The sequence below is a fragment of the Phyllobacterium chamaecytisi genome, from assembly GCF_020164455.1.
In the GTDB taxonomy this organism is placed as follows: Bacteria; Pseudomonadota; Alphaproteobacteria; order Rhizobiales; family Rhizobiaceae; genus Phyllobacterium; species Phyllobacterium chamaecytisi.
Map to the genome: position 1 here is coordinate 1 of NZ_JAIQWW010000002.1, position 17,975 is coordinate 17,975.

General features: G+C 57.3%; 14 protein-coding genes and 1 riboswitch. Of the genes, 9 read left to right on the forward strand and 5 right to left on the reverse strand.

The annotated features are described in order from the left end of the window. Nucleotides 1-27 precede the first annotated feature (27 nt). Entirely contained in the window at nt 28-966 is a 939-nt protein-coding gene (locus LB462_RS03790; RefSeq protein WP_224506046.1) for a threonine/serine dehydratase, read from the reverse strand. Between the two features lie 198 nt (nt 967-1,164). Between LB462_RS03790 and LB462_RS03795 the strand changes: the two genes are divergently transcribed. From LB462_RS03795 to LB462_RS03805, 3 genes are read left to right on the forward strand one after another with little or no spacing between them, the layout of a single operon-like run. Beyond that, complete coding sequence (locus tag LB462_RS03795) at nt 1,165-2,160, forward strand: sugar-binding transcriptional regulator (RefSeq protein WP_224506047.1); 996 nt, start codon at nt 1,165-1,167, stop codon at nt 2,158-2,160. A gap of 48 nt (nt 2,161-2,208) precedes the next feature. Beyond that, complete coding sequence (gene deoC, locus LB462_RS03800) at nt 2,209-3,213, forward strand: deoxyribose-phosphate aldolase (protein ID WP_224506048.1); 1,005 nt, start codon at nt 2,209-2,211, stop codon at nt 3,211-3,213. Between the two features lie 11 nt (nt 3,214-3,224). Beyond that, nucleotides 3,225-5,621 (forward strand): aldehyde dehydrogenase family protein, encoded by a 2,397-nt coding sequence (locus LB462_RS03805; RefSeq protein WP_224506049.1) that lies wholly within the window; start codon nt 3,225-3,227, stop codon nt 5,619-5,621. A gap of 142 nt (nt 5,622-5,763) precedes the next feature. On the opposite strand, the gene LB462_RS03810 is transcribed toward LB462_RS03805, so the two are convergent. Together LB462_RS03810 and LB462_RS03815 are read right to left on the reverse strand one after the other, a co-directional pair. Then, on the reverse strand, nt 5,764-6,570 hold the full coding sequence (locus LB462_RS03810; protein WP_224506356.1) for an ABC transporter permease: 807 nt from the start codon (nt 6,568-6,570) through the stop codon (nt 5,764-5,766). Continuing rightward, entirely contained in the window at nt 6,570-7,556 is a 987-nt protein-coding gene (locus LB462_RS03815; RefSeq protein ID WP_224506050.1) for an ATP-binding cassette domain-containing protein, read from the reverse strand. Before LB462_RS03815 ends, LB462_RS03810 begins: the two co-directional genes overlap by 1 nt. Nucleotides 7,557-7,762: 206 nt before the next feature. On the opposite strand from LB462_RS03815, the gene LB462_RS03820 reads away from it, so the two are divergent. The 4 genes from LB462_RS03820 to gcvP all read left to right on the forward strand — a co-directional run bounded on the left by LB462_RS03820 (nt 7,763) and on the right by gcvP (nt 13,477). Further along, nucleotides 7,763-8,812 (forward strand): adenylate/guanylate cyclase domain-containing protein, encoded by a 1,050-nt coding sequence (locus LB462_RS03820; protein ID WP_224506051.1) that lies wholly within the window; start codon nt 7,763-7,765, stop codon nt 8,810-8,812. Between the two features lie 127 nt (nt 8,813-8,939). Beyond that, a riboswitch (glycine riboswitch) is annotated at nt 8,940-9,038 on the forward strand. 156 nt (nt 9,039-9,194) lie between these two features. After that, nucleotides 9,195-10,298, forward strand: coding sequence for a glycine cleavage system aminomethyltransferase GcvT (gene gcvT / locus LB462_RS03825; protein WP_224506052.1), 1,104 nt, complete (start codon nt 9,195-9,197; stop codon nt 10,296-10,298). A gap of 5 nt (nt 10,299-10,303) precedes the next feature. Beyond that, nucleotides 10,304-10,672: a glycine cleavage system protein GcvH gene (gene gcvH / locus LB462_RS03830; protein ID WP_112532235.1), complete on the forward strand. Its 369-nt coding sequence runs from the start codon at nt 10,304-10,306 to the stop codon at nt 10,670-10,672. A 3-nt stretch (nt 10,673-10,675) separates the two neighbouring features. Beyond that, complete coding sequence (gene gcvP, locus LB462_RS03835; protein WP_224506357.1) at nt 10,676-13,477, forward strand: aminomethyl-transferring glycine dehydrogenase; 2,802 nt, start codon at nt 10,676-10,678, stop codon at nt 13,475-13,477. A gap of 53 nt (nt 13,478-13,530) precedes the next feature. Here gcvP and LB462_RS03840 read toward each other — a convergent pair whose 3' ends face one another. Together LB462_RS03840 and LB462_RS03845 are read right to left on the reverse strand one after the other, a co-directional pair. Further along, nucleotides 13,531-14,592: a GSU2403 family nucleotidyltransferase fold protein gene (locus LB462_RS03840; protein ID WP_224506053.1), complete on the reverse strand. Its 1,062-nt coding sequence runs from the start codon at nt 14,590-14,592 to the stop codon at nt 13,531-13,533. 194 nt (nt 14,593-14,786) lie between these two features. Further along, complete coding sequence (locus LB462_RS03845; RefSeq protein ID WP_224506054.1) at nt 14,787-16,052, reverse strand: adenylate/guanylate cyclase domain-containing protein; 1,266 nt, start codon at nt 16,050-16,052, stop codon at nt 14,787-14,789. A 403-nt stretch (nt 16,053-16,455) separates the two neighbouring features. Here LB462_RS03845 and LB462_RS03850 point away from each other — a divergent pair, with 403 nt between their 5' ends. Further along, nucleotides 16,456-17,169, forward strand: a complete 714-nt coding sequence (locus tag LB462_RS03850) for a VirB8 family type IV secretion system protein (RefSeq protein WP_224506055.1) — start codon at nt 16,456-16,458, stop codon at nt 17,167-17,169. Then, nucleotides 17,166-17,975 (forward strand): P-type conjugative transfer protein VirB9, encoded by an 810-nt coding sequence (virB9, locus tag LB462_RS03855; protein WP_224506056.1) that lies wholly within the window; start codon nt 17,166-17,168, stop codon nt 17,973-17,975. The genes LB462_RS03850 and virB9 overlap by 4 nt, the downstream gene beginning before the upstream one ends.

Genomic DNA, 17,975 nt, shown 5'->3' on the forward strand with positions numbered 1-17,975 from the left:
TGCGGTTCCTCAGACAACCGAAAATCCTCAGTCGAACTTCACAGCCGTTGTATTCGCACCGCAGATGAGAACGGCCACCCGCTCATCTGGTGCCGGAACATACTTGCCGGATAAGATAGCGGCGAAGGCAGCAGCGCCACCGGGTTCGGCAACAATGCGTATCTTGTCCCAGAGAGCCTGCTGTGCCGCGCGGATGTCATCATCCGAAACCAGCACCGAGCGGTCGACGAAAGCCTGGGCGATCGGAAACATCAGTTTGCCTACCTGTTTCGGAGCCAGCGAATCGGCGGCAATACCTTCCGCTGGCGCATCGACAGGCTGACCGGCCTCAAGCGCCATATGAAGGGTCGGCGAGCCCTCCGGTTCAACGGCAACGACTCTCACCCGGCCTTTGAACCATGCAGCGATGCCGCCAATCAGTCCACCGCCGCCAACCGCAACCAAGAGTGTCGTTATATCGGGAAGATCAGCTTCGATCTCGGCACCGAGAGTGCCCTGACCGAGCAGCGTCTCGGGTTGGTCATAGGCATGGACGGCCAGGGCGCCGTTCTCTTCGACAAATTTCTCACTCGCGGCCAAGGCGTCGGCGTAGCGATCGCCGCCGATGACGAGAGCTGCGCCATAGCCGCGGATGCGATCAGCCTTGGCCGGGGAGGTGACGCCCGGAACGAAGATCGTTGCGGGTACGCCCAGACGCATCGCGGCGTAGGCGACTGCGGCGCCGTGATTTCCGCCGGACGCCGCCACGACACCAGCCTCCGGAATGGAACGGGTCAGGAGATTGGTGAAAGCACCGCGCGCCTTGAACGAGCCTGAGTGCTGCAAATATTCCAGCTTGAGATCGACCGGACGCGGTGCAAGCCCGAAATCAATCATGTCGACGCGCAAGGTTGGTGTGTGACGGATATGCGGACGGATCAACCGCTCTATCTCGGCAATTCGTTCAGGTGTGATCAGGGAGTTCATGGGATTCTCGCTTGAAGGACGGTGCGGAGAATAGTGGTGACGAAGTCTGAGAAGCAAGTGCAAACGATTGATCATTGGCTAAGCCGCGTGAAACCGTCATTGACTCCAATCGTGTCCGGGAGTACGAATTCACAAAAGAGCAATAAATCTGCATTTGTTGGTTCTTAAATCTTGCGTGAAGGGAGGTGTGACCCAGCTATGAATGAAATTCGCCTCCAATCATCGAACAGGCTTCCTTCCGACGAGCAGCGCGAACATTTGATGGTGCGCGTCGCCAAGCTTTATTATGACCTCGAATGGACGCAGGGCGATATCGCGGCTGAACTCGGCTTGACCCGGTGGCAGATCGGCAGGCTGCTGACCGAGGCGAGGGAGCTCGGTGTGGTTCGTATCGAGATTACTCCAAGGGCCAAGCGCAGGACCGATCTCGAAGTGCGATTGCAGCAGCAATATCGCCTCAAAGATGCAATTGTTGTTGCCTCCGGGGACATGACGGATTCTGCGCTATTGACCGAAAGCGTGGCGCAGGCCGCGGCGATCTATCTTGCCGGGCTCACGCCGAAATGTGAACTGATTGGCGTTTCCTGGGGCCGCACCATGTCTGCCGTTGCGCGATTTTTGCCGGGCAACTGGAACCCGGGCGTGCATGTTGTGCTGGTCAATGGCGCGACCAATCTGCGCTCGACGTCGACGCATTCAAGCGCTGTTGCGGAAGAATTTGCCCGCGCCGCCAACGGGATCGCGACCTTGCTGCCAGTGCCGGCAATCGTCGGCAAGAAAAGTACACGCGAGGTGCTGGAAGAAGACCCGATCATCGAGCGTGTATTAAAACTTGCCACGCAGGCGGATGTTGTCTGCTTCAGCATGGGCGGCATCAACCATCAGTCGGTACTGCTCAGCAACGGCTATCTTGATGAGGCCGATATGGACAGGCTGAAGGATGCGGGCGCCGTTGGCGACATACTTGGGCGGTTTGTCGATGAGAACGGCAGAATAATCGATGAGGCTATCGACGACCGCACCGTCGGCATGCGGCTCGAACATCTGAAGACCAAGCAGCGAGCCATCGGCGTGGTTGCGGGTGAAGAAAAGCACCGGGTCGCCGTTGCAGCGTTGAAAGCGGGCTATGTGTCGGTCATCATCACGGACGAAGCAACGGCACTCTATGCATTGGAAAATCAAAATGGTGTCTGACACGCGTGAGGCGACAAATTGCCGTGTCGATCACAGGAAGGATCGCGCATGAACCGCCAGGATATTTTGGTATCAAAGGGGACGGACTTGGCAGTCCAGCATTCCCTAGCGCGCAACGCCGGCACCAGGCTCGCGCTTGACTGGTTTGACGATATAGCTGTCAACCGCTCGGCCACGGAGCGCCGCGCTGCGACGCTGACGACGCGCCGGACAGTGAAGAAGGAATATCAGGCGGCTTGGCTGATAAAGGCGATCACCTGCATCGATCTGACCACGCTTGCCGGCGACGACACGGCGGGTCGCGTCCATCGGCTTTGCGCCAAGGCAAGGCGTCCCGTGCGGGAGGATATCCTCGAGGCCCTCGGCCTGGCCGATGCGAACATCACGACTGGTGCTGTTTGCGTCTATCCGACAATGGTGCCGCATGCGGTGAAGGCATTGCAGGGGTCCGGCATACCTGTGGCCTCGGTGGCAACTGGTTTCCCGGCTGGCCTCACGCCGCTGCCGCAGCGCCTTGCCGAGATCCACTATGCTGTGGGTGAGGGGGCCGCTGAAATCGACATCGTTATCACGCGCGAACACGTGCTAACCCAGAACTGGTCAGCGCTGTACGATGAGATCGCGCAGATGCGGGAAGCGGCAGGCGATGCACATCTGAAGGCGATCCTGGCCACCGGCGACCTTAACACGCTGCGCAATGTCTATCGCGCTTCGATGGTTGCGATGCAGGCCGGCGCCGATTTCATCAAGACATCGACGGGCAAGGAGGAAGTGAATGCCACGCTTCCAGTCAGCCTGATCATGCTGCGCGCCTTGCGCGACTATGGCGAATTGTCAGGCCAGACAGTCGGCTTCAAGCCGGCAGGCGGCATGAAGACCGCCAAGGATGCCATGAACTGGCTGATCCTGATGAAGGAAGAACTTGGGCTGCCGTGGATGCAGCCGGATCTATTCCGTCTCGGTGCGAGTTCGATGCTTGGCGATATCGAACGGCAGCTGGAACATTACGTGACGGGCCGCTACGCCGCGTCTTCGCGCCACGCCCTCGCTTAAGGAACAAAATCATGGGACAGATCAAGGACATCCTTCGCACCATGGAATATGGCCCAGCTCCGGAGAGCAATAGTGACGTTCAGGCATGGCTCGATGCCAACAAAAAGGGCTTCGGTCATTTCATCAATGGCAAATTTACTGGCAGTGAAGGTCTCAAGACCTTCGCAGTGATCAATCCGGCCAACGAAAAAGTGCTGGCGAAGGTTGCCAACGGCACGGCCGAGGATGTCGACGCTGCTGTCAAGGCCGCACGTGCCGCCTTCGGCAAGTGGTCCAAATTGCCGGGCCATGAGCGCGCGAAATATCTTTATGCCATCGCTCGCCATATCCAGAAGCGAGAGCGGTTCTTCTCGGTGCTCGAGACCATGGACAATGGCAAGCCCATCCGCGAGACACGCGACATCGATATCCCGCTTGTTGCCCGGCATTTTTACCACCATGCCGGCTGGGCCGAGATGGTCGAGACCGAGTTCGAGGGCTTCTCTCCGGTCGGCGTGTGCGGGCAGGTGATTCCGTGGAATTTCCCGCTGTTGATGCTGGCGTGGAAGATCGCTCCGGCGTTGGCGGCCGGTAACACGGTCGTCCTCAAGCCGGCGGAATTGACGCCGCTGACAGCAATCGCCTTTGCAGAGATCTGCCATGAGGTCGGCCTGCCTGCCGGTGTTGTCAATATCGTGCATGGCGATGGTTCAACCGGCGCACTGATTTGCGGCCACGAGGATATCGACAAGGTCGCGTTTACTGGTTCGACCGAAGTTGGCCGCATCATCCGCGAACAGATTGCCGGCTCGGAGAAAAAGCTGTCGCTGGAGCTCGGCGGCAAGTCGCCGTTCATCGTCTTCGAAGATGCGGATATGGACGGGGCGGTGGAAGGCGTGGTCGATGCCATCTGGTTCAACCAGGGCGAAGTCTGCTGCGCCGGATCGCGAATCCTCGTGCAGGAAGGCATTGCAGACCGTTTCTACAACAAACTGCGCAAGCGCATGGAGACGCTGCGCGTCGGCGATCCGCTGGACAAGACCATGGATATCGGCGCGCTTGTCTCGGCAGGGCAGTTGAAACGCGTTTCGGCACTGGTCGAGCAGGGCAAGGTTGAGGGCGGCACGTTGTGGCAGGCACCCGTGAAACTACCGGCCAAGGGCAGCTACTTCGCCCCCGGCTTCTTCACCGATGTCGAGCCGGCGTCGACGGTCTGCGAAGTCGAAATCTTTGGTCCAGTCGCCACGGCGACCACCTTCCGCACGCCGGATGAGGCCATTGCTCTGGCGAACAACACCAGGTACGGGCTTGCCGCATCAATCTGGTCGGAGAATATCAATCTTGCGCTCGATATGGCTGCTCGTGTCAAGGCCGGTGTCGTCTGGATCAACTCGACCAACCTGCTCGATGCCGGCGCCGGTTTCGGCGGTTACCGCGAAAGTGGTTTTGGCCGTGAAGGTGGCCGCGAGGGGCTCTACGAGTATCTGACGGCCGATTGGGAAAAACGCCTGCCTCTGGCCAAGGCCGAACCAGCGTTCAAGCCATCGGCGACACCGGACGGCGACGCCAAGATCGCGGCTACAGGCACAATCGACCGCACGGCGAAGAATTATGTGGGCGGCAAGCAGGCACGTCCCGATGGCGGCTACAGCTATTCGGTGATGGGCAAGGGTGGACAAATCATTGGCCAGGCCGGACTCGGCAACCGCAAGGACATTCGCAACGCCGTCGAGGCGGCGGCCAAAGCCGGCGCATGGGGTGGCGCGACGGCGCATAATCGCGCGCAGGTGCTGTATTATCTCGGCGAAAACCTGAGCGCGCGTCAGGCCGAATTCGAGGAACTGCTGGAGACAAGCACCGGCGTGTCCGCCAAGGTCGCAGCCGAGGAGTTTGCCGTCGCTCTCCGCCGCATCTTTTATTATGCCGCCCAGGCAGACAAATATGATGGCGCGGTTCACTCGACCAAATCACGCCATGTGACATTGGCGATGAACGAGCCTTGGGGTGTCATGGGTATCGTATGCCCCGACGAATTGCCGCTGCTGTCGTTCGTATCGCTGGTATTGCCGGCGATCGCCATGGGCAACCGCGTGATCGCCGTCCCGTCGACCCGCCATCCTTTGATCGCCGCCAACCTCTACCAGGTGCTAGACACTTCGGATGTTCCAGGGGGTGTGGTCAACATCGTTACCGGCGAACGCGATGTTCTGGCCAGGACATTGGCCGAGCACGATGAGGTCGATGCGATGTGGTACGTCGGCTCGAAGGAGGGAAGCACGATGGTAGAGAAAGCGTCGTGCGGGAACCTCAAGGCGACATGGGTCAATAATGGACGCCAACGCGATTGGCTCAGTGCTCAAGGGCAGGGCAGAGACTATCTGCGACGCGCGGTGCAGGTCAAAAACATCTGGGTTCCCTACGGCGAATAAATCCGCCAGCGCGGGCTGCAAATGGCGATTTTCTCCGCTCCGATGCTCATGTACCCAAAAGTACACTCCGCTTCGGGGCTCGAAAATCACCATTTTCGCCACGCGCTGACGAATTTTCAGTCGGCTCATACTCGTTCTCCGCTTACTTGCGGCGATAGAGATACAATGTCAGCGGTGCGAGCACGACAGTCAGCAATATTGGGGCTATAAGTGCTGCGCCCAGCTGGGCGGCGGTGACATTTCCGGCCATCAGACCGCGCATGGCAGTCGTCATCAGCGACACCGGATTGACATCGACGAAGACCCTCAACCAGCCTGGCATTGTTGCAGGGTCTACCATGATGTTGGAGGCGAAAACCAAGGGCATGATGCCGGTAAAGGCCATGGTCATAACGGTGCTGGGCGTGCGCATGACCAGCCCGAGCACCAGGAATATCCAGCCGAACCCAAACCCGATCACCACTAGCAGGAGGAGCGCTTCGACGACGCCTATGATGCCGCCTTCCGGCCTGTAGCCGAGGAGGACGCCAATGAACAGGATAAGCAGCGACGCGATCAGATGGCGCAGGATGTCGCCCACCATCAGCCCGGCGAAAGGTGACAGCGACCAGATCGGCAGTGAACGGAACCGGTCGAACAGACCCTTGCCGAGATCGGTGCTCAGCCCCATGCCGGAGTACATCGAATTGAACACCACGGTCTGCACCAGAATGCCGGGCAGAAAATATTGCAGATAGGCCGCTGTAGAACCTGAAAGCGCACCGCCGAACACGAAGGTGAACAACAGGGTGAACATGATCGGCGTCATGACCAGGTCGAAGAGCTGTTCTGGAATATGTTTGAACTTGAGCACGGCACGCCAACCGAAAACGAGCGCATTGGACACCGCCGAAGGCTGCGGCGGACGGGTAGCGTAGATGAGCGAAGTTGTTGCGGTTTCGTTATCCATCATGCTTCTCCCGGAGAAGGCTGGCTTTCGGTGATGTGCCCGGTCAAAGCGAAGAACACCTCGTCGAGGCTGGGCGCGCCCATCGAGAAATCGGCAAGTTCAATATTTGCGGCGATCAGTGCGGCCAGACCCCGATTGGCGTTCTGGGGCGTATCAACCATCAGTGACAGCGCCGCGCCTTCAGAACTGCGTTGCGCCTTGCTGCCGGTTATTTCCTCCAGCAGACGTTCGGCTTCCGCGATACCTGCTGCATCGACCAATGTCAGATGCAGGAAGCCCGACCCCGTAGCCGCCTTGAGCTCGCGGCTCGTACCTTCCGCGATTTTCTTGCCGTGATCGATCACGGCGATGCGCGCGGCAAGCTGGTCGGCTTCCTCCAGGTATTGCGTCGTGAGAAGAATGGTTACGCCTGCCTCGGAGAGCGAGCGGATCATGCGCCAGACGCTCTTGCGCGCCATGGGGTCGAGCCCGGTCGTCGGCTCGTCGAGGAACAAGACGCCCGGCGTAACCACGAGCGAGGCTGCGATATCCAGCCGGCGCCGCATGCCGCCGGAATAATCCTTGACCTGTTTGGCGGAGGCATCTGCAAGATCGAAGGCGGTGAGAAGATCGTCTGCCCGCTGCTTTGCGGCTTGACCGCGAAATCCCCACAGCCGCGCTAGCAGGATCAGGTTTTCACGTCCCGTCAGATCTTCGTCAAGCGAGGCAAACTGCCCGGTCATGGCGATGGAACCGCGTATCTCGTGCGGAGACTGCTTGAGATCAAAACCCAGTACCTTTGCCGAACCGGCATCGGGGGGAAGCAATGTCGCCAGCATACGCAGCAAGGTTGTCTTGCCCGCACCATTCGGGCCTAGAATGCCGAATATCATGCCGCGCGGCACATCAAGATCAATACCATCGACAGCACGGACATCGCCAAAATATTTGCTGAGGCCCCGCGCCTCGATGGCGGTACCTTTCGGCGGTTGGGCGGTATCGGGCATCGTCACGGTCCTTCAATTTGCAGTTGGCCGACTATGAGTCAGCGGCAAGATGGGCAGCGGCGGGGCGGATAGATAGCAATGCGGGCGTTTTCTGTCAAAGTGTCGCAGGCAGCTGCCTGAAATCTGCCGTCTCGCCGGACGAATGACAGACAGAAATACCGTGCAATAATTATTCGGAAAGCTTCAATGTTCACAATGCTGGTATCATGAACAGATATTCCTTCGGCTTCTGGATATTCGTTTTGTGCGCTATCGCCGTAAGCGGCGTGATTTATGGCGCGATATTCTATGATGACTGGTCGCTGATTGGGGCCGTTTTTGCGCTGTTTGTCTGTGTTCCGGTCATTGCCTTTGAGCGGGGACTGCTGCTGCCGCGTCTGAACGCCTGGGTTACATCTCTTTCGACCCCGGCCTATATTATTTTCTCCCTTCTCGTTTTCTATTTGATGGTCAGCGTGGCTTTCGCGGCCTGCGGTGGTCTGCTTTGGTCCCTGGGGCGTCTGAAGGCTATAACTTGGCAGGAAGCCGTCATTTTGCCGGCGGATATCTTGCTTTACACAATCGGGGTATCGCTGATCCTCAGTTTTGTCACCCGCGTCCGCGAACTGCTCGGCCGAGACGTCTTCGCCAGTCTGCTTCTTGGCCGGTACCGCAAACCCATCGAAGAAGAGCGAGTGTTCCTGTTCATCGATCTTGTCGGATCTACGTCTTTTGCCGAGGAATTCGGGGACCTACGCGCGCAACAGTTTCTTAGTGCATTGTTTACGGCTATTGCCAAACCCGTGCGACAGTATCGAGGCACCATTGACGATTATGTCGGTGATGCGGCGATTATAACCTGGCCGATGGCGCGCGGACTGAGACAAGATAATTGCGTGAAGTGTGCGTTCGCGATCGTCGACGCGATCGAGGCCGACGCCGACAAATGGCTGCAGAAATTCGGTCGAGTACCGCGTCTGCGCATAGCTCTGCATGGCGGGCCCATTGTCACCGCGGAGGTCGGAGTGGATCACCACAAGATCGCTTATTTTGGCGATACCGTGAATACGACAGCACGTCTGGAAGGCCTGAGCCGTACACTCGGTGTGCCGATATTGATTTCGAGCGATCTGGCGAAACGCTTGGAATTTGCCGGCGACATCAAAGCTGAATATCTCGGCCAGCATGCGCTGAAGGGCAGGGGACAGTCGCTCGGCGTCATGGCGCTGACACGGGAGAAAGAACCTGCGCTAAAGCTGGTGGCCCGGAGTGCGTAATGTATATCCTGCCCTCGACAATTTCTGTCCACAAAGCGTCAAATCAGCGGATTGGGCGGTGACAGCGCTTGTGCGGTGCGATATGGTCTGCTTCGTCGAGGGTCTTCGATTGTAGAATCAAGGGCCCTGTCAATTTGCGGGAGAGTGTCTTTGCACAGCGATGTGCAGGTCCACCGAAGGGGAAATCGCCCGAAATCTCTCAGGTAGCAAGAACCGCAAAAGGATAAGACAACTCTGGAAAGTCGAGGGAAACCTCGCGCCGAAGGTGTAAGTGCAGCCGGACGCAAGTCCTAAGCTGCGCGAGTCTCTCAGGCTTCCGACAGAGGGGCAAAGAAACGGTCCGTCCTTGTGGCGGGGATCTTTGCACGACTCTGGAGTAAAAATGGGCGCTGAAAAAAACCTGAAATCATTGCCGCTTGATGATCTGCATAAAGCCGCCGGTGCGCGCTTTGGCGGGTTTGCAGGCTGGTCCATGCCAATCACTTATCCATTGGGGGTGATGAAAGAGCATCTGCATACACGCGAGAAAGCCGGGCTGTTCGATATCTCGCACATGCAGCTGTTTGATATTGCAGGACCTGGAGCAGCGGCGCTGCTATCCCATATTTGCCCGTTGGGCGCAGATACGCTGGCGACAGGGCAATCCAAATATACATTCTTCCTCAACGAGCAGGCGGGCATTCTCGATGATCTGATTGTCACGAGGCTCAGCGAAGACCATTTCATGGTCGTCGCCAATGCCGGCAATGCAGCCGCTGACGAAGCGCATTTGCGCGACGTTGCGAAGGGCTTTGATTGCAGGATCGACGCGCTCGATTGCGTGTTCCTCGCTATTCAGGGACCGCAGGCGGTGGATGTGCTGCGCGTGGCCGGAGTTCCCGGAACAGAGCTTGCGTTCATGCATGGCTTCGAGCCCAAGCCTGGCTGGTTCATGAGCCGCTCGGGCTATACGGGCGAGGACGGTTTCGAGATCGGCCTGCCAGCAGATGAAGCGCGCGAACTCGCGACCGTGCTCCTTGCAGACGAACGCGTGGCGTGGGTCGGGCTTGCTGCGCGCGACAGTCTGCGAGTGGAGGCCGGCCTCTGCCTGCATGGCCAGGACATCACGCCCGAGATTGATCCCGTCGATGCGGGTCTTACCTGGGCGATCACCAAGCCAGTGCGCGAAAAGGCCGGGTTCATCGGTGCCAAAGCTCTGCTCGACAAGATCACCAAGGGCGCGGCACGAAAACGTGTAGGTCTGAAACCCGATAGCCGCCAGCCGGTTCGGTCTGATTCCATTCTGGTCGATATCCACGGCAATGCGGTCGGTGTGGTGACATCGGGCGGTTTCGGGCCCTCGGCAGGCTTTCCTGTTGCGATGGGCTATGTCGGCAAGGATTTCGCTCCCATCGGTACCCAGGTTTTCGCTGAAGTGCGCGGTAACCGCATTGCACTCCACGTTCATTCACTTCCCTTCACTCCACACCGCTATCACAAAGGATAATTCAGATGGCAGCCACTTATTTTACCGAAGATCACGAATGGGTCCGCGTCGAGGACGGCATCGCCACCGTCGGTATTACCGACCATGCGCAGGACCAACTCGGCGATCTCGTCTTCGTTCAATTGCCGGATGTCGGTCAATCCCTGTCGAAGGGCGATGCCGCTGTTGTGGTGGAATCGGTCAAGGCGGCTTCGGATGTCTATGCGCCGCTGGACGGCGAAGTGACTGAAGTCAACGAAGCGACGGCAAGCGATCCCGCGCTGGTCAATTCTTCGGCAACCGGCGATGGTTGGCTATGGAAGATGAAATTGTCCGACACGGACCAGTTGACCGGTTTGCTCGACGAAGCCGGTTACAAAGCGATTATTGGTTGATCGATCATGAATAAAAGCATTTTTCCTTTTTCCGACCGCCATATCGGCCCGAGCATACAGGGCTCGCGCGCAATGCTGGCGGCACTAGGCATTCCCTCGCTGGAAACCCTGATTTCACAGGCTGTACCGAAATCCATTCGTCTGGAACGGCCGCTGAACATTCCCGAAGCTGCCAATGAGGCGGAAGCACTGGCAGAACTTAGCCTCAAGATGGGTCAGAACAAGATCCATAAGAGCTTCATCGGGCAGGGCTATCACGGCACGCACGTACCTGCGGTCATCCAGCGCAATCTTTTTGAAAACCCCGCGTGGTACACGGCTTATACGCCCTACCAGTCAGAGATAAGTCAGGGACGGCTGGAGCTGCTGTTCCATTTCCAGACATTGGTTACAGAACTGACAGGCTTGCCGGTTGCATCCGCATCGCTGCTGGACGAGGCGACCGCTGTGGCGGAAGCCGTTGGCATCGCCTATCGTCATCATCGCGAAAAGCGCGACCGTATCGTGCTTGCCGGAGAGGTACATCCGCAGATTCTCGACGTGGTCAGGACCCGCGCCGAGCCTCTTGGCATGAGCGTGAACGGCGGCGAGATCGATGCCAGCGTCGCGGCGATCATCGTGCCGTGGCCTGACACCTATGGCGTCTATGGCGATCATTCGGCGATCATCAAGGCTGCAAAAGCGGCCGGCGCCCTGGTTATTGCAGTCGCCGACCCCCTCGCACTGACAATCACAGCTTCCCCCGCTTCGCTTGGCGCGGATGTCGCTGCTGGTTCCATGCAGCGTTTCGGCGTTCCGATCGGCTATGGTGGACCGCACGCAGCATATCTCGCAGTGAGCGATAATCTTACCCGGCTTATCCCGGGACGTCTGGTTGGCCAGTCAGTAGACAGCAAGGGACGGCCGGGCTACCGCCTTGCGCTGCAGACTCGCGAACAGCATATCCGCCGCGACAAGGCGACATCGAATATCTGTACCGCGCAGGCACTGCTTGCCAATATGGCGGTGTCCTTCGCCATCTGGCATGGCCCGCAGGGACTTCAGGCTATCGCAGCCCAAGTTCATGCAAGAGCTGCGCGTCTTGCGGCGGGACTTGAGGCTGCCGGCCTTAAGCTTGGCGGCGAACGCTTCTTCGATACGATAACGGTCGCCGTCCCCGGCAGGGCGACTTCCATTGCTGACGCTGCCGAAAAGGGCGGGCGCTTGCTCCGGGTCATTGATCAGGACCGGCTTGGCATTACCGTTGACGAGACGACAACGGACGGGGACCTCAGCGCACTTGCAGCGCTGTTCGGTGCAAGCCTGCCGAATGATCCCGGCGTAAAGCTGCCAAGCACCCGGCCAGCTGAAGGGTTCATGACCCAGGCCGTGTTTCATCAGCAGCGTTCCGAAACCGAGATGATGCGCTTCCTGCGCCGGCTTGCCGACAAGGATCTGGCACTTGACCGAGCCATGATCCCGCTGGGCTCTTGTACGATGAAGCTCAACGCCGCAGCTGAAATGCTGCCCGTCAGCTGGCAGAGCGTTGCCAATGTGCACCCCTTTGCGCCATCCGATCACGCGCTCGGCTATAAATCGCTGACGGATGATCTTGAAGCGTGGCTGTCCGAGATTACCGGATTCGATGCGGTATCCCTGCAGCCGAATGCAGGCAGTCAAGGCGAATATGCGGGCTTGCTGGCCATCCGCCGCTATCATCTCGACCGCGGCGACGATCATCGCGATGTTTGCCTCATTCCGGAATCCGCACATGGCACCAACCCGGCCAGCGCGCACATGGCGGGCATGCGCGTGGTCGTCGTTGCCTGCGAAGACGCGGGTGATATCGATCTCGACGATCTGAAGGCCAAAGCCGAGAAGCACAGCGAAAATCTCGCGGCGCTGATGATCACCTATCCCTCGACGCACGGTGTGTTCGAGGAGGGCGTGAAAGATATTTGCGCGGTTATCCACGGCCATGGCGGACAGGTTTATTTCGATGGCGCCAACCTCAATGCGCTGGTTGGTCTGGCCCGTCCCGGCGATATCGGTGCCGACGTTTGCCATATGAACCTGCACAAGACCTTCTGCATTCCGCATGGCGGAGGGGGGCCGGGTGTAGGGCCAATCGGTGTCAAAAAGCACTTGGCACCATTCCTGCCTGGGCATGTCGCTAACGGTTCAGGGCACGCGGTGTCGGCTGCACCATTCGGCAGTGCGTCGATCCTGCCTATCACCTGGATGTATATCCGCATGATGGGCGGCGACGGATTGAAGCGTGCCACGGAAATGGCGATCCTCAATGCCAATTACATTGCCGAACGGCTGAAGGATACCTATCCCGTGCTATTCCAGGGTCGTAATGGCCGTGTGGCGCATGAGTGTATCCTCGATACTCGGGTGTTGAAGGAAAGCGCCGGGATCAATGTCGAAGACATTGCCAAACGGCTCATCGACTATGGGTTTCACGCGCCGACCATGTCCTGGCCGATTGCTGGAACGCTGATGGTCGAGCCGACCGAGTCGGAATCGAAGCGTGAGATCGACCGGTTCTGCGATGCGATGATTGCCATTGCCAACGAGGCGGCAAAAGTAGCGAGCGGTGAGTGGCCAAAGGACGATAATCCGCTGGTCAATGCACCGCATCCAGCCGGTGATGTTCTGGCCGACAACTGGTCACATCCCTACAGCCGCAGCGAGGCAAGCCTCCCGGCTGGCGAAAGCGAGGACAATCCGAAATATTGGCCTCCCGTTTCGCGCATCGACAATGTCGCTGGCGACCGTAACCTGGTTTGCTCTTGCCCGCCGATGCAGGCCTACAGCTAAATCTTGACCATGGCTGCGGCGCTGGGAGGTATCCCGGCGCCTCAGCGCTTCAGTCACCAGTTTGGTGTGAGGTGCAATTCTTCAGTGCTGCTGCCCGTGACAGGAACGAGTTCCGTTGCCAGCTGACGCAATGCAAGCGGCAAGGCCTGCAAGTCGCTGGATTCAAAAGAAAGATGCGGCAGTCGCTTGACGATGAGTTCGGCAACGATCCGTGCTTGCTGTTCGTCCCGTATACGCTTGGCCGCATCGCGATCGGCACGCCGTGACAACCACAATTTATGCAGTGCGAAGGCTCGGGGGTCTGGACAAGAATAGGCCACCGGGTAGCCTCGCTCATCGATTACTACAGCCTGCGTTTTCGGACTGTTGACCAGCCAGGATAACCCCTCGATTTCGATCGCCTGCAGATCGTCGGCATCAGCGCTGAAACGCGTCTTTTCTTTTGATAACATTACGTCTTTCGGTACGGGTTTGATGAGGTCCACCAGAAAACCGTCCCGGTTCGCTGCCCTATAGCCGTTCTTGGCCAAAGGCACGAACGAATGGTCGATTTTCTGCAGAAGGCCGATCAATCCCTTGTGGGAAAAATCCTTGGTTATCAGCCGCAGATTGAACCGCGAATCCATCAACAGGTCGACATCCTGCGTCGAAAGCAACCCGCTGGTGATGTGGACTCCAGCCATGCGTTCATAGACAAACAGTGCATTGGTACCGACAACATCAATCGCCGTGCCCATGAGACCGAGCTTGTCGAGTGCACGGACAATACGTGCCGTCAAAAGCGGTACACGCCCCAAATTCATGGCCCTATTGACTGGAGCCAATTCATCCAGGCGTTGAGCCAAGCGCGCTACGCGCTCCTTGGAATTGTCGCGGCCAGCATGGAACTGGTTATAGATCGTCTCGGTTTCAGGCGATCGCGGGCCCAGAGATTTCCATATGCCGTTGGTCTTTTTGTAGAGATATTCCTTGTCATTCGTACTTTTTTTCCACGACATCGACCCGGAAAAGCGCTGCTCATATTCCTTCAAGCTGGTCCGATAGACCTCGTAAGCCTGCGCAGTATCGATGTGCTGGCGAATCTGCTCAGAGGATAATTCATTGAATTTATTCATCTTATCCCTATATGGCAACGAATGGAGTGTGAAAGGGATAATATCACATATATTCTGGATTAAAATACTGATTCACAACGTATTATCCCTAGGTCGTTAAACTACGGCGCACAAAGGGATAATAAGTTCCATAATTAAGCTTATGCAACTTTCCTGTTATCAGACTGGCCGAGTGCGCCATGTCATGCAAATGCCTATTGAGACTGGGTGGCGGCGTGTTGGGCTCGACCAGCCGCCCTATATTTTTCAAGAATTATCGGATCCAGCGTAAACAATTCCTGCGCTCGGCCGACGCCGCGCAGCGCGAAGCGGCCAACGGATACCAGTTTTGCGCGCAGTTCTTCAGGCAGAGCTGCGGCGAAACGGTCGGAAAGGAGAACGTCCTGATCAACCGACCGGCACATGGAGGCAATGCGGCTGACTTCGTTGACTGCAGGTCCGACAACAGTGAAGTCCAGCCGCGTATCGCTGCCTATGTTGCCGTAGAAGACCTCGCCGATGTGAACGCCGAGATAGACATCTGTCGCGGGCGCTCCGCTGGCTTTGCGCGTCTTGTTGAGTACCACTACGCGCTTGCGCAGGTGCATCTGCGCTCTCAATGCCGCGGTAGCAGCGCTCGCTGAATCCCCTTCGGTGAAAATTGCAAGTATGCCATCCCCAATCAGCTTCAATACATCGCCGCCCGCTTCCTGCACCGATGAAATGACTGCTTCAGCGTAGTCATTCAACATGGGTATGATCGCATCAGGTGCAGCCGCATCGGAGATACGGGTGTAGTCCCGCAAGTCGGAATACCATAGCACCGCTTCGATGCGTTCGGCTGAACCGCGGTTGATCCGCCCCGCAAGCACGCGTTTCGCCGCATCACGGCCGAGATAGACATCGGCCAGTGTCCTGACGATGCGTGTAAGCGAAGCGCATTTGATGGCAAGAGCGAGACCCCTCACCAGCCGCCTGAGCACATCGATATCGTCCTCAGCGAAACCTTCTGAATCCGCGGTCGACCAGGAGGAGTAGAAGCAATCCATTTCGCCGATGCTGCCTTCGTTCGAAAACCGATTCATAAAAGCAAGGTAATCGGTACAACCCTCGCTTTTGAGAGTCGTGAGATGACGGAAGCCAACATCGTCGACGCCGGTTAGCCGATGGCGCATCTCGTCCTCACCGATTTGCAAGAGATGGTAGAAAGTTGAATTCTGCCAGTTGTCAGCGCTTTCGCCTTGCTGTGAAGAGCCGTATTCGATGATAGCCTTCTCGACTTCCCCATCCCGGCGCCACGGGAATGCCCTGCCCTCATATATCGGATGAAGCGTATCGACAAAGGCGCTCGCACGTTCGAGCTGAATGCCTGCAGCGAGGCATCGCGCGCAGAAGCCGTTGAACAGGTCCATCTCTGACATGCCCGACAATCCTTGCAGATCAAGCCAGGTTTCGATTTCGACGATATCGGCTTCGTTCATGGTTTTGGCGCTCGCACTGCTGATAGCCACGGCTTAACACGTCGCAGTTGTTTCACAAAGATTATGGCGCCGTATCGTGCCGGAGTTTTTCAATATTTTCAACGATAGGTATCTTGGTAAAAATACAACCTAACTCACTGTAAATCGTCTAAAATTTCCAGATTTGGTAGCATAGAACGACGATTTCATAATACTTAAGTCTCATTGACAGAAATAGGTCAACTAAATACTCGCATTGTGTTGTAGGCTTTCGCAAAGGCCAATTTTCAACTGACTTTGAATTTGTTTAAACCGTATTTTTCGAACGTAAAGCGTATAATTCAAGCGATTTAGGCGGAATGATTTTGAATCCAGTGTTTCAAGTGTCGCGTGCGTGCCTCGCGTTATTTTCCAGCTTTTTTACATGAGCGACCACGCGTCAAACCATGAAGAGAAAACCAGCCCTGACGCCCGCTATTTTAGCGAGGCGGTCCGCTGGGAAAACGATGTCATCCGTTCGGTCAAGCGTTCCCGCTCCATGGCCTGGATCGTCGCCGGTATCAGCGCACTGCTCGCGGTTACGGCTATGGCTTGTCTAGCGTTGCTTTTGCCCCTGAAGAGCTTTGAGCCCTATGTCATCGAGGTCGACAAGACCACCGGTTTCATGGAGATCAAACGGCCTCTCGCGGAAGGCGATCTGGCACAATCGGAAGCGGTCACAAGGATGAATGTCGTGCGCTACATACGAGCGCGGGAGACCTACGATCCTTCTGCTGTACAGGACAATTTCGATATGGCGCAGATGTTGTCGACCGGCGATGCTGCGCGCGACCTTCTGAACCTTTACGGGCCGTCCAGTCCGACCAATCCCGTAAACCGTTTTAGTAACGCCACACGTGTACTGCCGACCATCAAATCAGTACAGGTCCCCAACAGCCGCACGGCAATCGTGCGGTTTTCGACGCAGCGCATAGGCCAGGATACCGGACCGGAAGAGCACTGGGTAGCGTTGATGCATTTCCGCTATTCGCGCGAACCGATGACCAATGAATGGCGTTTCGACAATCCGCTCGGTTTCCAGATTATCGACTACCGCCGCGATCAGGAAAGCGTACCCGCAAGCGGTGGCCAGCAATGATCGCGCGGCTCCTGCAACCGATCGCGCCCTATATGCGGCTGATGCTGATTGGCTTGAGTCTTGCGGGATCGATGACACAAGCGCTTGCCGAGATTGCCCCGCGCCGTGGTGCGGCAGACGCGCGCGTCCGTACAGTCATATATAATCCAGCCAATGTCGTCTCCATCGATGCAAACCATGGCGTTTCGACAATGATCGTGCTCGGCGATGCCGAGAAGATCGAGACGATAGCAGCTGGCGACAGTCTTTCGTGGAAAATCGAAACGAACAAGCGTTCCAATATAATATTCGTAAAACCAGTGGAAGCGAAGACAACGACGAACTTGGGCGTTGTGAGCAACAAGCATGTTTATATGTTCATCCTGCGCGCTCACGCGGAATCGGAAGGCGATCAGACATACATGGTCAAATTTCGCTATCCGGATGAAGAGGCCGATTCAAAGCTTCTGGCAGAAGCGCAACGGCTCGTTTCGGAGCCGAACCGCGACAATTTCCAGTTTCAGGATACCAATACCAACTATAGTTTCCGCGGCGACGGCGAACTCAAACCCACGAACGCTTTTGACGATGGCGTGAAGACCTGGTTTCGTTTTGAAGGCGATATCCCGGCCATCTTTATTGTTGAGGGTGGAAAGCGCGAGATACTCGCCAACTTTCGCCGTGAGGGGGATTACATCGTTGTCGACAAGATCGCCAGGCAGTGGATGCTGCGGCGCGGCGACTATGCGCTCTGCCTTTTCAACTTGAAAAAAAGCACCCCGGTTGCCGCTAGTGCCAGCAACTCCTCCGACACAAGGATGAGGTGA

Bases quoted from the DNA above. Each gene is read 5' to 3' on its own strand.
- LB462_RS03840 (WP_224506053.1), bottom strand. From the start codon at position 14,592: ATGAATAAATTCAATGAATTATCCTCTGAGCAGATTCGCCAGCACATC.
- LB462_RS03790 (WP_224506046.1), bottom strand. From the start codon at position 966: ATGAACTCCCTGATCACACCTGAACGAATTGCCGAGATAGAGCGGTTG.
- LB462_RS03795 (WP_224506047.1), top strand. From the start codon at position 1,165: ATGAATGAAATTCGCCTCCAATCATCGAACAGGCTTCCTTCCGACGAG.
- LB462_RS03805 (WP_224506049.1), top strand. From the start codon at position 3,225: ATGGGACAGATCAAGGACATCCTTCGCACCATGGAATATGGCCCAGCT.
- LB462_RS03845 (WP_224506054.1), bottom strand. From the start codon at position 16,052: ATGAACGAAGCCGATATCGTCGAAATCGAAACCTGGCTTGATCTGCAA.
- LB462_RS03810 (WP_224506356.1), bottom strand. From the start codon at position 6,570: ATGGATAACGAAACCGCAACAACTTCGCTCATCTACGCTACCCGTCCG.
- deoC (WP_224506048.1), top strand. From the start codon at position 2,209: ATGAACCGCCAGGATATTTTGGTATCAAAGGGGACGGACTTGGCAGTC.
- gcvT (WP_224506052.1), top strand. From the start codon at position 9,195: ATGGGCGCTGAAAAAAACCTGAAATCATTGCCGCTTGATGATCTGCAT.
- LB462_RS03850 (WP_224506055.1), top strand. From the start codon at position 16,456: ATGAGCGACCACGCGTCAAACCATGAAGAGAAAACCAGCCCTGACGCC.
- LB462_RS03820 (WP_224506051.1), top strand. From the start codon at position 7,763: ATGAACAGATATTCCTTCGGCTTCTGGATATTCGTTTTGTGCGCTATC.
- LB462_RS03815 (WP_224506050.1), bottom strand. From the start codon at position 7,556: ATGCCCGATACCGCCCAACCGCCGAAAGGTACCGCCATCGAGGCGCGG.
- gcvH (WP_112532235.1), top strand. From the start codon at position 10,304: ATGGCAGCCACTTATTTTACCGAAGATCACGAATGGGTCCGCGTCGAG.
- virB9 (WP_224506056.1), top strand. From the start codon at position 17,166: ATGATCGCGCGGCTCCTGCAACCGATCGCGCCCTATATGCGGCTGATG.